At 72.5% G+C, this 14336-nt stretch carries 15 protein-coding genes; 12 read left to right on the forward strand and 3 right to left on the reverse strand.

Features of this window, described 5'->3' with window-relative positions:
• Nucleotides 1-52 precede the first annotated feature (52 nt).
• Nucleotides 53-1858, forward strand: a complete 1806-nt coding sequence (locus ACFVN5_RS04915; RefSeq protein WP_376953664.1) for an acyl-CoA dehydrogenase family protein — start codon at nucleotides 53-55, stop codon at nucleotides 1856-1858.
• Between the two features lie 46 nt (nucleotides 1859-1904).
• On the opposite strand, the gene ACFVN5_RS04920 is transcribed toward ACFVN5_RS04915, so the two are convergent.
• The 3 genes from ACFVN5_RS04920 to ACFVN5_RS04930 are packed head-to-tail and all read right to left on the reverse strand — an operon-like array spanning nucleotide 1905 to nucleotide 4047.
• Nucleotides 1905-2489: a dihydrofolate reductase family protein gene (locus ACFVN5_RS04920; RefSeq protein ID WP_376953665.1), complete on the reverse strand. Its 585-nt coding sequence runs from the start codon at nucleotides 2487-2489 to the stop codon at nucleotides 1905-1907.
• 44 nt (nucleotides 2490-2533) lie between these two features.
• Nucleotides 2534-2992 (reverse strand): NUDIX domain-containing protein, encoded by a 459-nt coding sequence (locus ACFVN5_RS04925; RefSeq protein ID WP_376953666.1) that lies wholly within the window; start codon nucleotides 2990-2992, stop codon nucleotides 2534-2536.
• A gap of 50 nt (nucleotides 2993-3042) precedes the next feature.
• Nucleotides 3043-4047, reverse strand: a complete 1005-nt coding sequence (locus ACFVN5_RS04930; RefSeq protein WP_376953667.1) for a BadF/BadG/BcrA/BcrD ATPase family protein — start codon at nucleotides 4045-4047, stop codon at nucleotides 3043-3045.
• Between the two features lie 174 nt (nucleotides 4048-4221).
• Here ACFVN5_RS04930 and ACFVN5_RS04935 point away from each other — a divergent pair, with 174 nt between their 5' ends.
• The 11 genes from ACFVN5_RS04935 to ACFVN5_RS04985 all read left to right on the forward strand — a co-directional run bounded on the left by ACFVN5_RS04935 (nucleotide 4222) and on the right by ACFVN5_RS04985 (nucleotide 14314).
• Nucleotides 4222-5514: a sugar ABC transporter substrate-binding protein gene (locus tag ACFVN5_RS04935; RefSeq protein WP_376953668.1), complete on the forward strand. Its 1293-nt coding sequence runs from the start codon at nucleotides 4222-4224 to the stop codon at nucleotides 5512-5514.
• 4 nt (nucleotides 5515-5518) lie between these two features.
• Entirely contained in the window at nucleotides 5519-6490 is a 972-nt protein-coding gene (locus ACFVN5_RS04940; RefSeq protein WP_376953669.1) for a carbohydrate ABC transporter permease, read from the forward strand.
• A 77-nt stretch (nucleotides 6491-6567) separates the two neighbouring features.
• Entirely contained in the window at nucleotides 6568-7413 is an 846-nt protein-coding gene (locus ACFVN5_RS04945; protein WP_376954317.1) for a carbohydrate ABC transporter permease, read from the forward strand.
• Nucleotides 7414-7418: 5 nt separating this feature from the next.
• Nucleotides 7419-8975: a glycoside hydrolase family 3 protein gene (locus ACFVN5_RS04950; protein WP_376953670.1), complete on the forward strand. Its 1557-nt coding sequence runs from the start codon at nucleotides 7419-7421 to the stop codon at nucleotides 8973-8975.
• A complete protein-coding gene (locus tag ACFVN5_RS04955; RefSeq protein ID WP_376953672.1) occupies nucleotides 8972-10249 on the forward strand; it encodes an anhydro-N-acetylmuramic acid kinase in 1278 nt (425 codons plus the stop codon). The genes ACFVN5_RS04950 and ACFVN5_RS04955 overlap by 4 nt, the downstream gene beginning before the upstream one ends.
• A complete protein-coding gene (murQ, locus tag ACFVN5_RS04960; RefSeq protein WP_376953674.1) occupies nucleotides 10246-11229 on the forward strand; it encodes an N-acetylmuramic acid 6-phosphate etherase in 984 nt (327 codons plus the stop codon). The genes ACFVN5_RS04955 and murQ overlap by 4 nt, the downstream gene beginning before the upstream one ends.
• Nucleotides 11219-12112: a MurR/RpiR family transcriptional regulator gene (locus ACFVN5_RS04965; protein WP_376953675.1), complete on the forward strand. Its 894-nt coding sequence runs from the start codon at nucleotides 11219-11221 to the stop codon at nucleotides 12110-12112. The genes murQ and ACFVN5_RS04965 overlap by 11 nt, the downstream gene beginning before the upstream one ends.
• 212 nt (nucleotides 12113-12324) lie before the next feature.
• Complete coding sequence (locus ACFVN5_RS04970; protein ID WP_376953677.1) at nucleotides 12325-12546, forward strand: hypothetical protein; 222 nt, start codon at nucleotides 12325-12327, stop codon at nucleotides 12544-12546.
• A gap of 63 nt (nucleotides 12547-12609) precedes the next feature.
• Nucleotides 12610-12867 carry a hypothetical protein gene (locus tag ACFVN5_RS04975; protein WP_376953678.1) on the forward strand — a complete coding sequence of 86 codons (258 nt, stop codon included), beginning with the start codon at nucleotides 12610-12612 and terminating at the stop codon, nucleotides 12865-12867.
• Nucleotides 12868-12926: 59 nt separating this feature from the next.
• Nucleotides 12927-13505 carry a hypothetical protein gene (locus ACFVN5_RS04980; protein ID WP_376953679.1) on the forward strand — a complete coding sequence of 193 codons (579 nt, stop codon included), beginning with the start codon at nucleotides 12927-12929 and terminating at the stop codon, nucleotides 13503-13505.
• A 188-nt stretch (nucleotides 13506-13693) separates the two neighbouring features.
• On the forward strand, nucleotides 13694-14314 hold the full coding sequence (locus tag ACFVN5_RS04985; RefSeq protein ID WP_376953680.1) for a hypothetical protein: 621 nt from the start codon (nucleotides 13694-13696) through the stop codon (nucleotides 14312-14314).
• Nucleotides 14315-14336 lie beyond the last annotated feature (22 nt).

Here is a 14336-nt window from a genome sequence, read left to right on the forward strand (position 1 = left end):
ATCGTCGCGCCGCGGCCGTCGCCGCGACCAGAATGGACCGCGGAGGTCGACGATGATCACGCACGAGGTCCTCAACCAGGCACCGCCCCGCGAGGGCGTCGACGAGTTCGCGGCGAACGTGCCGCTCGTCGAGGCGGTGGCGCGCTGGGGGCGTGACGGCGCGCGCACGTCCGGCGGGCGCACGGCCGGCGGGCCGCCCACGCCAGACACGCCCCGCCCCGACGCCGACTTCGACGGCATCGACGCGGCATCCGTGCTGCACGACCTCGGACGGCACGTCGGCTCGGCCGCCTTCCAGCGCGACGCGGAGCGCGCGAACACCCACCCGCCGGTGCTGCACACGCACGATCGGTGGGGGAATCGGATCGACGAGGTCGAGTACGACGACGCGTACCACCGCATCATGGCCGCGGCGGTCGGCGCCGGCGCGCACACCTCGGCGTGGGCGGAGCCCGGTCCGGGTGCGAACGTCGAGCGTGCGGCGGCGTTCTTCCTGCTCGCGCAGGTCGAGCCCGGGCACGCGTGCCCGGTGTCGATGACGCACGCCGCGGTGCCGACGCTCGAGCTCGCGGCATCGGGACTCGCGAGCGACTGGATGCCGCGGCTGCTGAGCCGGGAGTACGAGCCGGGGCTGGGTGATCGAGCAGGGCCGCGCGAAGCGCGACCCGTATCGAGATCGGAGGGCCTCGATACGGCTGCTTCGCGGCCTCCTCGACCACCGGCCCCGAAGCGCTCGGCGCTCGTCGGCATGGCGATGACCGAGAAGCAGGGCGGATCCGACGTGCGCGCGAACACGACCCGCGCCGAGCCGACCGGGTCCGACGGATCCTGGGGTCGCGAGTTCCGGCTGACCGGACACAAGTGGTTCTGCAGCGCGCCGATGAGCGAAGCGTTCCTCGTGCTCGCGCAGGCGCCTGGCGGGCTCAGCTGCTTCTTCGTGCCGCGCGTGCTGCCCGACGGCTCGCGCAACGTGTTCCGGATCCAGCGGCTGAAGGACAAGCTCGGCAACCGCTCGAACGCGTCCAGCGAGATCGAGCTCGACGGCACCGCCGCGTGGCTCGTCGGCGAGGAGGGGCGGGGCGTCACCACGATCGTGCAGATGGTCACCCGCACGCGCCTCGACTGCGTGCTCGGCACGGCCGCTGGGATGCGGCAGGCGGTCGCCGAGGCCGCGTGGCACGTGCGGCATCGCCGCGCGTTCGGCGAGCTGCTCGTCGACCAGCCCGCGATGCAGGCGGTCGTGGCCGACCTCGCGCTCGAGTCCGAGGCCGCGACGGTCACGGCGATGCGGCTGGCGCGCGCCTACGACGACGACGCGGATGCCCCGGAGCAGGCGTTCCGCCGCCTCGCGACCGCCGTGGCGAAGTACTGGATCTGCAAGCGCGGGCCCGGGCACGCGTCCGAGGCCCTCGAGTGCCTCGGCGGCAACGGCTACACGGAGGCGTTCCCGCTCGCGCGGCGCTACCGCGAGCAGCCGCTGCTCGCGATCTGGGAGGGCTCGGGGAACGTCATCGCGCTCGACGTGCTGCGCGTGCTCGCCCGCGAGCCCGAGGCGTTCGACGCGTTCTTCGGCGTGGTCGCCGAGGCGACGGGGGCGCACGCCGCGCTCGACCTCGAGATCGCCGAGGCGCAGGCGGTCGTGCTCGAGGTGTCCCGCGATCCGGCGAGCGGCGCCGTTCGGGCCCGGGAGCTCGCCGAGCGGCTCGCGCTCGTGCTGCAGGCGTCGCTGCTCGTGCAGCACTCGCCCGCCGCCGCGACCGACGCGTTCGTGCGCTCCCGGATCGAGGGCGACGGCGGCACCATGTACGGCGCGCTGCCGCCAGGCCTCGACACGGCGGCGATCCTCGCGCGGGCGTGAGGGCGTGAGGGCGTGAGGGCGCCTCGCGGGCTCGGAGGCGGAACCCTCAGCTCCTGATCGGCACGTAGTGCGCGATCGTGACGCCCTTCGGCGTCGTGGTGCTGCGCGTGAGCTCGAGCGGCTGGTGCGTCGAGCCGAACAGCTTCGTGCCGGTGCCGAGCACGATCGGGTGGATCACGAGCACCCACTCGTCGATCAGGTGCGCCGCGGCGAGCGAGCGCACCACCGTACCGCTGCCGAGGATCGAGAGGTCGGGACCGTCGCTGTGCTTCAGCGTGGCCACGGTCTTGATCGCATCGCCGGCGACGAGCGTGGAGTTCTCCCACTCGAGACGGGTCGCCGCGTTCCGCGACACCACGAACTTCTCGACGCGGTTCATGTACTCGGTGTACGGGTTGCCGTCGTCCTGGTGCGGCCAGAACGCGGCCATGCTCCGGTAGGTGCGATGCCCGAACAGCATCGCGCCGTCGGAGCCCATGCCGACGGCCATCTCGGCCGCCAGGGCTTCGTCGCTCCCCGGGACGGCCCAGCCGCCGTACGGGAACTCGCCCCGGGTGTCCTCGTCGGGCGATGCGGGCGCCTGCATGACGCCGTCGAGTGAGACGTTCTCGGTCACGGTGATTCTGCGCATGCGGCTCATCCTCCGCCCGGATGCCGCGCGCCGCCAGTGCCGGCTCAGCCCGCGATGAGCCGCTCGAGCGCGGCGAGCGCCGGGCGCTGGCCCTTCACGAGGCGGTCGAGGGCCTCGTCGGGCGTGAACCAGCCCGCGGCATCCAGTTCGGGGAAGGACTGGCGCCGACCTGAACGGGGCGGCCATTCGAGCTCGAACAGGTTGCTGCGGATCTCGCTCGCGTCGAAGTCCGATTCGCCCGCGAAGACGTGCACGACCTTGCCCGACGAGTACCGGAACGTGCCGAGCTCCCGATACTCGACGTCGGGCGCGGGCCGGCCGACCTCCTCGGCGAACTCGCGCCGCGCTGCCGCCAGGGGTGTCTCGTCGGTGAAGGTGCCCTTCGGGATCGACCACGCCGAGGCATCCTTGCCGCGCCAGAACGGCCCGCCCATGTGCCCGAGGAGCACCTCGAGCCGCGGCTGCCGCCGGTAGAGCAGGATGCCCGCGCTGGTCTCCGCCATGCGGAAACGCTACCGCCGCCGGGCGACGTCGCCGCGGAGGCGAGGTCCGCTCAGCCGCGCCAGACGAACGGCGGATGCACCGCCGGCGCCTCGCCCGCCCCGACGAGCCGCGCGAGCCGCACGGCCCCGTCGAGCGGCGGCCCCTCCGCGGCGACGAGCGACGCCGACGGCGCGAGCCGCCCGAACTCGGTCGCGAACGCCTCGGCGAAGGCGCCGCCCGCTCCGAACACCCCGCCCGTCCCGGCCGCGAGCGGCGGCACGTCGGGGTCGAGCGCGGCGGCGAGCGTGGCCGCGACCTCGGCGCCGGCGCGCCGCATGATGTCGGATGCCACGACGTCGCCGGAAGCCGCGAGCCCGGCCACGTCCGCCGCGAACCCCGCGAGCAGGCCGGCACGGTCGGGCCGCGTGAGCAGTTGCCCGGGCCAGGACGGCGCCGCTCCGAACCGCGCCACGGCCGCGTCGAGGAGCGCCGCGGCATTCGTCGTCGCGCCGTCGTGCGTGCGGATCGCCGCCTTCAGTGCCTCGATGCCGATCCACGCGCCCGAGCCACGGTCGTCGAACAGGTGGCCCCAGCCCCCGACCCGCTTCCAGCGGTCGTGCAGGTCGGTGCCGATCGCGATCGCGCCCGTGCCCACGGCGACGACCGCACCGCCGCGTCCGGCCAGGGCTCCGAGGTGCGCCGTCACGGCGTCGATCGCGAGCGCGACGGGCGCGCCCGCGGCATGTGCGAGGCGGGCGGCGGCTTCGTCGGGGGAGCCCACGAGGGAGGCGAGGCCGGTGGCCCCGACCCCGACGCCCGCGATCGCGGCATCCGGCCAGTCAGCTCGAACTTCAGTGATGAGCGCGACGACCACGTCGATGACGCTCGAGCCGGCGGATGCCACGCCGACCCGGCCGCCCTCGAGCACGCGTCGCTCGTCGCCCGCCGCCGCCAGCGCCGGCGAGAACGGTTCGAGCGCGGCGCGGGACCCGGTGCCGCCGACGTCGATGCCGAGCACCCACCGGGCGGCGTCCGACTCGCCGGACTCCCAGCCGCCCGATGCGACACTCTTCACGGCCCGAGCCTACGGCCGGGGCATCCGACGCGCCCTCGTGAGGCGGCAGGTTTCCGGAAGGTCACGATTTCGGAAAAAACTTGCAAACATGACATCGCTCACGAATACTACTTCCCAGTGTCACATTCCCGGGCGCGCGTCGCGCCATCGAGATTTCCAATGAAGGAGGCATCCATGAAGAAGCGCTTGCTGCCCGTCGCCGTGCTCGCCACGGCCGCGTTCGGGCTCACCGCGTGTGCGGGCGGGGCGAACGGTGGAGACGGCGGTGACGTCAGCGCCGAGGGCGAGACCCTCAACGTCTGGATCATGGAGGGCACGAACCCCGACTCCGATGCGTTCTTCGACGAGGTCGGCGAGGCGTTCACCGAGGAGACCGGCGCGAAGCTCGACGTCGAGTTCGTGCAATGGGCCGACGCCCACGACCGGTTCGTGACCTCGATCGCGGGCGGCACGACGCCCGACGTCGCCGAGACCGGCACCACCTGGACCGCGGAGTTCGCCGACGCCGGCGCGCTCGCCCCGATCGGCGACTTCGTCGACGACGAGGGCCTGGGCGACGACCTCGTCGAGGGCCTCGTGACCTCGGGCACCTACGACGACGAGCTCTACGGCATGCCCTGGTACGCCGGCGTGCGCTCGCTCGTCTACCGCTCCGACATCTTCGAGGAGCTCGGCCTCGAGGCGCCGACCAGCTGGGACGAGATCGTCGCGGCCGGCGAGGCGATCAAGGCCGCGCACCCCGAGATGATGGCGTTCGCGGTTCCCGGCGACGCCGAGTTCGGCGTGTACCCGTGGGTCTGGGGCGCCGGCGGCGAAGTCTCCGAGCAGGACGGCGACGAGTGGGTCTCCGGCCTCGACAGTGCCGAGTCGCAGGAGGGCATCCAGTTCTACACCGACCTCGCGCTGAAGCACGGCTTCTCGTCGGCCGGTGCCACGACGTGGAAGGAGACGGACGTCCTCGACAACTTCTCGCAGGGCAACGTCGCCATGGCGCTCATGGGCTCGTGGACGCCCGCCGCGATCGTCGAGAAGAACGCCGAGCTCGAGGGCAAGTTCGCCGCCACGCCGATCCCCGGCAAGGACGGCGGCATCGCGCCGTCGGTCCTCGGTGGCTCGCACCTGAGTATGTTCAACACCGCGAAGAACCCCGAGCTCGCGTGGGAGTTCATCAAGCTCATGACCACGGGCGAGTTCGCCGAGCAGTGGGGCGAGCAGTCGGGCTACTTCCCGGGCCAGCAGTCGCTCCTCGCCGAGACGATGGAGTCGGACGACCCGCTGGTCGCGCCGTTCGCCACGCAGCTCGTCGACGGCGGCGGCACCGTTCCGGTGACCCCGAAGTTCGGTGCCGTGCAGGCGAAGAAGACCACGAACACCGCCATCCAGGCGATCCTCTCCGGGCAGAAGACGGTCGAGCAGGCCACGTCCGACGCCGCAACGGAGATGAACGAGATCATGAACGGCAACTGAGTCCGTGACCTCGACGATCCAGGTGCCGACGTCCGCGCGGGGGGCCGAGTCCCCCCGCGCGGGCGGCGGCCCCGTGCAACGACGGAACCCGATCACGCGGCTCCGGCCGTGGCTGCTGCTCGCGCCCGCCCTCGCGGTGCTCGCCGTGCTGCTGCTCTGGCCGCTCGTGCGCGTGTTCCTCTTCTCCCTGCAGGACTACGGCCTGCGCGAGATCGTCTCGGGCGAGCCGAACTGGATCGGCATCGACAACTACCTCGAGGTCTTCACCGACCCGACCCTCTGGACCGTCGTCCTCCCCAACACCGTCGGCTTCGCCGTGCTCGCCGTTGCGGGCACGGTCGCCCTCGGCACGGCCGTCGCCGTGCTCATGGCCTCGCTCGGCCCGTTCTGGCGCACCATCGTCGGCAGCGCCATCATGATCGCCTGGGCCATGCCCGCGGTCACCGGCACCTACGTCTGGGTCTGGATCTTCGACGCCGACCGCGGCATCTTCAACGAGACCCTCCAGACGCTCGGGCTCCAGGACGAGCCCGTCAACTGGTTCACGAACCGGTACACCTTCTACGCCATCGTGCTGCTCAACGTCGTGCACCACGGCTTCCCGTTCGTCGCCATCACGATCCTCGCCGGCCTCCTCGGCGTGCCGAAGGAGATGCTCGAGGCCGCCGAGATGGACGGCGCCGGCCCGTGGCGCCGGTTCTGGCGCATCATCGTGCCGAACCTCAAGCAGGTCTTCGCGGTCGTCATCATCCTGTCGACCATCTGGGACTTCAAGGTCTTCGCGCAGGTCTACCTCATGCCCGGCGGCTCGGGCTCGAACCGCGAGGCGCTGAACCTCGGCGTGTGGTCGTACGTCGAGTCGTTCGGCCAGAACCGCTACGGCTTCGGCTCGGCCATCGCGGTGCTGCTGACCCTCGTGCTGCTCGCGATCACGGTCGTGTACGTGCGCACCATGCTGAAGGAGGAGGAGCTGTGAGCACCGTCACGCCCACCACCGACGTCGCGCCCGCGGCATCCGTCGTCGTGGACGGCCCCGCCGACGAGACCCGCCGCATCGCGCGCAGCCGCCATAGCGCACGCAAGACCCGCGGCGCCGCGCTGAAGGCCGTGCTCGTCGTGCTGCTGCTCGCGTTCACGCTCTTCCCCGCGTTCTGGATGCTCTCGAGCGCCTTCGACGCGAAGGCCGGCACGGGCGGCCAGACGCTGCTCCCGCGCGAGTTCACCTTCGACAACTTCGCCTACGTGCTCACCGAGGGCGGGTTCGACGTGTTCCTGCGCAACTCGGCGATCGTCGCGCTCGTCACCGTGCTCGCGAGCGCCCTGCTGGCGCTGCTCGCCTCGGTCGCCGTCGCCAGGTTCCGGTTCCGGTCGCGCACCGCGATCCTGCTCATGATCCTCATCGTGCAGATGGTGCCGCTCGAGGCGCTCGTCATCCCGCTGTTCGTGCAGGTGCGCGACCTCGGCATGCTCAACACGCTGCTGGGCCTGATGGTCGTGTACGTCGCGCTCTCGCTGCCGTTCGGCATCTGGATGCTGCGCGGATTCGTCGCGGCCGTGCCCGTCGAGCTCGAGGAGGCCGCCTACATCGACGGCGCGAGCTGGGGACGGATGTTCCGCTCCGTGCTGCTCCCCCTCGTGATGCCGGGCCTCGTGGCCACGTCGGTGTTCTCCTTCATCACCGCGTGGAACGAGTTCATCTTCGCCATGACGCTGCTCGGCGGGGCATCCGAGAACTACACCGTGGCCATCGGCCTGAAGCAGTTCTTCGGCGAGCACACCAACGAGTGGGGCTACATCATGGCCGCCTCGACGATCATCACGATCCCCGTCATGATCTTCTTCGTCATCGTGCAGCGCCGCCTGTCGGCCGGGCTCGTGGCGGGTGCGGTCAAGGGATGAGCGCCATGCACGACCCAGCGCTCCGTCGGCTCGTCGGCGCGGTGCTCTGGCCCGGCTACCTCGGGCGCGAGCTGCCCGACTGGCTGCGCCGCGAGCTCGCCGAGGGCGGCCTCGCGGGTGCGGTGCTGTTCTCGCACAACCTTCCCGTTGGTCGAGTAGCGCCCGGCGAAGCCGGACGCGTATCGAGACCGGCGTCCGCCTTCCGCGACCTCCGCGACGACGTCCTCGTCGGCATCGACGAGGAGGGCGGCAACGTCACGCGCCTCGAGGCGGCGACGGGCTCCACCCTCCCGGGCGCCGCGCAGCTCGGCGCCGTCGACGACACGGATGCCACCGCCGCCACCGGCCGCGCGCTCGCGGAGCGTTCGCTCGCGGCCGGCGCGAACGTGGTGCTCGCTCCCGTCGCCGATGTGAACACCGACCCGCGCAACCCGGTGATCGGCGTGCGCGCCTTCGGCGACTCTCCCGAGCTCGTCTCGCGGCACGTCGCCGCGGCCGTGCGCGGCATCCAGTCGGTCGGTGCCGCCGCGTGCGTGAAGCACTTCCCGGGCCACGGCGACACGCACGTCGACTCGCACCACGCCCTGCCGACGCTCACGATCGACGTCGAGGAGATCGAGCGGATGCACCTCCCGCCGTTCTGCGCCGCGATCGAGGCCGGCGTCGCCACCGTCATGACCGGGCACCTCGTCGTGCCGCAGTGGGGCGACGCGCCCGCGACGCTCAACGCCGCCGTGCTCGGCCGCCTGCGCGCGATGGGCTTCGAGGGCGTCATCGTGACCGACGCGCTCGACATGGCCGCCGTGCGCGAGACCGTCGGGGCCGGGCCCGGTGCCGTGCAGGCGCTGCTCGCCGGGGCCGACCTGCTCTGCATCGGCAACCCGCGCAATCGGGGTGCCGCCACGGCGCCCGACCAGGACGAACAGGACTTCCGCGAGGTGCAGGCCGCCGTGCTCGCCGCGCTCGACGACGGCACCCTACCCGTCGTCGCGCTCGAGCGAGCGGCGGAGCGGGTGCGGAAGCTCGGGGCCGCGCTCGCCGGTGGGGGATTCTCCGGCGAGCGCACCGAGGCGCCGGGAACGACGGATGCCGCGAGCTGGGGAGCCGACGCGGCATCCGTCGCCCGGACCGCGATGACGGTCGACGGGCCCGTCGCCCCGGCACCCGGACCGCGGACCGTGCTCGACGTGCGCGGTCGCGCGACCATCGCGGTCGATGGCGACGCCGACTACGTGGCCGACGCGCTCGCCGCGGGCGGACGCGTGGTGCGGCTGGACACCGGCGCTGTGCCCGGCGATCGGCTGCGCGGCGCCGTTGCTGCGGCGGCCGAGGCGCCGGGCGCGTTCGTCGTGCTGGTGGACGCGATCGGCGCGCACAGCGCCCAGCGCGACGTGATCGAGCTGCTCGGCGCGATCCGGCCGGGCGCGGTCGTCGTGAACGTCGGGATGCCCGGCGCGCGGCTCCCGCTCGCCGCCGTGCACACGCGCGCCGCGAGCCGCCTCGCCGCCGAGGCCGCGAGCGCACTGCTCGAGGTCGGCTCCCGCCGGGAGGCGACCGCATGATCGTGCTGTCCCTGCAGTCGGGCACCTCCGCGGACGGCATCGACGTCGCGGTCGTGGACGTGTCGCGGGTCGAGGAGCCGCGCAGCGGCGTCTCGAGACCCGAGCTCCCCGCGGACGTGACGATGCGCGTCCTCCACGCCGACACCCTCGACTGGGCCCCCGACCTCCGCGCCCGCGCCCTTGCGGCGACGGCGGGCGAGCCGCTGACCGCCGGCGCGCTCTGCGAGCTCGACACTCGGCTGGGTCAGGCGTTCGCGGAGGCCGCGGCCGCCGGCTCCCGCGCCGCCGGCGTCGTGCCCGACCTCGTCGTCTCGCACGGTCAGACGATCTTCCACTGGGTCGACGGCGGCCGTGCCCGGGGAACCCTCCAGCTCGGCGAGCCCGCGTGGATCGCCGAGGCGGTCGGCGCGCCCGTGCTGTCCGACCTGCGCGCGGCAGATATCGCCGCGGGCGGTGAGGGCGCTCCGCTCATGGCGGTCTTCGACCTGGCCTGGCTCGGCGCCGAGGCCGCCGCGACCGGGCGGGCGATTGCCACGGTCAACCTCGGCGGGATCGCCAACGTGCAGGTGGTGCGTCCCGACGGCGACGTCGTGGCGTTCGACAGCGGGCCCGGCAACGGGCTCATCGACGCGGTCGTGGCCCGTGCCACCGACGATGCGGAGACCTTCGACGAGGACGGTCGCCTCGCGGCATCCGGGCGCGTCGACGCGGCACTCCTCGCCGAGCTACTCCGGCATCCGTACCTCGCGGCGCCCGTGCCGAAGACCACCGGGCGCGAGACGTTCGACCTGGGGGTCGTCGACCGCGCCGTGGCGGCGGTCGGGGCATCCGCCGTCGTGGCCTCGGGTGGTGCGGCGCCCGCGACCCGACCTGCGCTCGAGGACCTCGTCGCGACGCTCACCGAGCTGACCGCGCGCACCGTCGTCGACGCGATCCCCGGCGACCCGGCCGTGCTCATCGCGTCGGGCGGCGGCGCGCGCAATCCCGTGCTGCTCGGGCGCATCACGGCGCTGGCCGCCGAACGCGGCATCGCCGTGGAGTCGAGCGCGGCGCGGGGGATCGACCCGTCGTTCAAGGAGTCGCTCATGTTCGCCCTGCTCGGCTACCTGAGCTGGCACGGCGTCCCGGCGAGGCTGTCGTCGGGCGGCTCGGGGGAGCCGCGCGTCGCCGGGCGGTTCACGAGCGGTCGGATGCCGCTGCGCCTCCCGCCGCCGCTCGCCGGCGTCGCATCCGTCACCATCACCAGCACCGATCACGGGGGAGGACCGCGATGAGCCACACCGTTCCCGCCGGGGACCGTCGCGCCCTGCGCGAGCTCCTCGGCGAGCTCGCGACCGAGGGCGTGAACGACGCGCACGGCGAGTTCGACCTGCTCGCGACCGAGGCGCAGTTCGCGGCGATGCAGGGCGAAAGCGCCCAGGCCGTCGCTGCAGTGACGGATGCCGCGCCGCAGGTCGCCGCGGCCATCGACGCGATCGTCCCCCGTCTCCGTGCCGGCGGGCGACTCGTCTACCTCGGCGCCGGCACCGCCGGACGCATGGGCGTGCTCGACGCGAGCGAGATCCCGCCGACGTTCGGCACCGACCCGTCGCTCGTCGTCGGCGTCATCGCGGGCGGCGAGGTCGCCCTGCGCTCGGCCGTCGAGGACGCTGAGGACGACGCCGCGCGCGGCGCCGCCGACCTCGACGCAATCGGACTCACGGCCGCCGACGCGGTCGTCGGCATCTCGGCGTCGGGCCGGACGCCCTACGTCGTCGGGGCGCTCGAGCACGCGCGCGCGATCGGCGCGCTGACCGTCGGGCTCTCCTGCAACGCAGGCAGCCGCGTCGGAGAGGTCGCCGACCTCGCGATCGAGACGGTCGTGGGGCCCGAGATCGTCGCCGGATCGACCCGCCTCAAGGGTGGCACCGCGCAGAAGCTGGTGCTCAACGCGATCTCCACGATCGCGATGGTGCGGCTCGGCAAGGTCCACGGGAACCTCATGGTCGACGTGCAGGCGACCAACGCGAAGCTGCGGGCCCGTGCTGAGCGCATCGTCATGCTCGCGACGGGCGTCGACGCGGCGGCGGCATCCGCGACCCTCGAATCGGTCGGCGGCTCGGTGAAGGCGGCGATCCTCGTGACCATTACTGGGGTGTCGCCCGATGCGGCGCTCGCGCGCCTCGCGACGCACGATGGGGTGTTGCGAGATGCTCTCAGTGAGGTTCGCGCCGTGACCGTACCCGCCCGAACAGAGGAGACCGATGTCCCGTGACGTGCTCCAGAGCGTGCGGCAGGCCCTGCCGCGCCTGAGCTCGTCGGAGGCGCGCGTCGCGGAGGCGATCATCGCCGATCCCTCGATCGTGGTGGACCTCACGATCACCGACCTCGCGAAGCGGTGCGGCACCTCGCTCTCGACCGTCGCGCGCTTCTGCCAGACGCTCGGGTACACCGGCTACCGCGAGTTCCGCATGGAGGTCGCGAGCGCGATCAGCCGCGAGGCCGCCGAGCGCGACCGGTTCGGCCTCGCCGACTCCGACATCGGGCCGGATGACCCCGCCGCCGACGTCGTCGCCAAGATCGCGTTCCACGAGGTGCTCGCGATCGAGCAGACCGTGCAGGCGCTCGACATCGCCGAGCTCGACCGCGTGGTCGACGCGATCGCGGGCGCCGCGCACGTCGACCTCTACGGCTTCGGCGCCAGCGGCCTCACCGCCCAGGACCTGCAGCAGAAGCTCGCGCGCATCGGCATCTCGGCGTTCTGCTCCGTCGACGTGCACCTCGCGCTCGTCTCGGCGGCGCTGCGCAAGCCCGGCGACGTCGCGATCGGCATCTCCCACTCGGGCCTCACGACCGAGACGATCCACGCCCTGAGCGTCGCGCGGGATGCCGGTGCGACCACGGTCGCCCTCACGAACTCGCCCGACTCGCCCGTCACCGAGGTCGCCGACATCGTGCTCACGACCCAGGCGCGCGAGTCGACGTATCGCATGGGCGCCATGTCGAGCCGTATCGCGCAGCTCGCGGTCGTCGACTTCGTGTTCGTGCGCGTCGCACAGCGGCGGCACGAGGACGTCGCGGCGCCGCTGCGCCGCACGTACGAGGTGACCGCGAGCCACAAGGTGAGCACGCGCAAGCGGCGCGAGCAGCAGGGGTAGGGCGTTCGCGGGTTGCTCTCGCTCCCGCGGGCGGAGTTCCGCGGGTTGAGGAGCGGCCCAGCCGCGTCTCGAAACCCGCCTCTCGGCCTCGCTCTCGCTCCGTCCGCCGCGCGTCCTCGTTGCGCTGCCTCGCCCGGACGATCGGCTCGAAAGTCGGCCACCCGCGCGTGTGCGCCGGGGGGATGTCGCCGGCCGTGCGTACCGTGGGCGCCATGACGAACCAGGTGCAGATCACGGTCGCGCACGACGTGCTCGACGAGCCGTGCCCCCGCTGCGAGTCGACGGCGGTGCGAGCGGTCGTGCACACCCGCACGGTCGACGTCGTCACTGAGACGGATGCCGCTACGGACCCGTTCGCCGGCGAGAGCCCGCTCTTCGACTGCCGCGAGTGCGGCTTCGAGTGGGGAGAGCTCGTCCGCGACCTCATGCGGTAGCGCTCGCCGGAATCCGTCGCGCGGGGGAGGAACGCACACCTCGCGATCCGTAGGCTCGCACGCGTGAGCGACCACGACCGAGCCCCCGCATCCAAGCCGTCCGGCGAGGCGTGGGGGATCGGCCTCGCCCTCGGGACCGGCGTCGGCGTCGCCCTCGGGACGGCCCTCGGCAACGTCGGAGTCGGCATCGGCATCGGCGTCGCCATCGGCCTCGTGTTCGCGCTGGGGTTCGGCAAGGTCCTGGGGCAGCGGTCGGCCGACGGGCCGACGGATGCCTCCGATGACCCCGATTCCGAGCCGCCCGCGCCTGACTCGCGTTGACGCGCTCCCTGTGGATAACCCGACGGGACGGGGGTCCGGGCTCGCCTAGGCTCGACGCCATGCCGATCCCCACCCGCCGCCGAACCGTGCGACGCGGTGCTGTTGCAGCGGCCGCGGCGACGGGACTGGCCCTCGTGCTCGCCGGATGCGTCGGCGCTCCCGCGGCCACACCCACACCGTCCACCGCCGACACTCCCGCCCCGATCTTTGCGTCGGATGAGGAAGCCCTCGCAGCGGCCAGCGAAGCGTACGGAGAGTTCGAACGCGTATCGCAGACGATCGCTTCAGAGTCAGGCTCGTCGCCGGAGCGAATCGGCGACGTCGCGACATCGAGGTACACACCCGAGTTGGTGGAGGAGTTCCAAACGTACGAGGACCTCGGTATCCACACGGTTGGTCAATCAACGCTCGACTCATTGGAATTGGTTGAGCAGTCTTCCTCGGATGGCGCTGCCACGGTCGTCATCTACGTCTGCAGAGACGTGAGCGATGTCCGCGTTATTGACGCGACGGGGAACGACGTAACTCCGGCTGATCGTGACGAACGAGCTCCACTCGTGGCAACACTTGTCTCCGACGAATCGGAGCATCTACTCGTCGATCAGGTTGAGCTGTGGGCCGGCAAAGACTTCTGCTAGCGGGCATCATCCTCGGCGCAGCCAGCACGCTCGTGGTCGGGATTGCACCGGCGAATGCCTGCAGTCCCGCTGTTGGCTACGTCGGTTGTGTGCCGAACGTTGACGGCGGTCTCAGCGGATCGGAGGCGATTCTCGAAGGAATCGTTGGTGGCGGAGGCGGTCGCACGCCGGATTCCGGGGATGCGATCGTGGATGACCAGCCATCAGGGCAGGCTGACCCTGCGCCCGCTCCCCCACCCCCACCCGCGAACTGCAGCCCCAACAACATCGCGCTCTGCGCCGGCGACCCCGCCGCGCCGCCGCCCGAGGACCCGGCCGCCCCGGTCGTGGTGACGCTCCGCGACATCGCGTCGTTCCGGCCGGCGACGCCCGGCAACGGGATGGAGCCCGGGGGATGGGCGGTCGTGGGGCTGCCAGCGAACTTCGTGGCCGCGGCATCCGTGGACGTGGTCTCGGGCACACTGCTCGGGCAGCCCGCCGACGTGCGGTTCACGCCGGTCGGCTACCGCTGGAGCCACAGCGACGGCGGGATCGTCGAATCGGGCACCCCCGGCGCGAGCTGGACGGCCCTCGGGCAGGGCGAGTTCAGCCCGACGTCCACGAGCCACGTGTACACCGCGTCGGGCGAGTACACGGCCGAGCTGGAGGTCGTCCTCCGTGCCGAGTACCGGTTCGCGGGGTCGCCGTGGCGGTCGATCGCGGGCACGCTCTCGGTGGCCGGTCCGCCGCAGCGCGTCCTCGTCGGCGAGTTCGACACGGTGCTGACCCGCGGCGACTGCAACGCCGACCCGTCGGGCCCCGGCTGCTGATCGACGCACCGCGGAGTGGAAA

This window comes from Agromyces sp. NPDC057865, from assembly GCF_042796995.1.
Taxonomy (GTDB): Bacteria; Actinomycetota; Actinomycetes; order Actinomycetales; family Microbacteriaceae; genus Agromyces.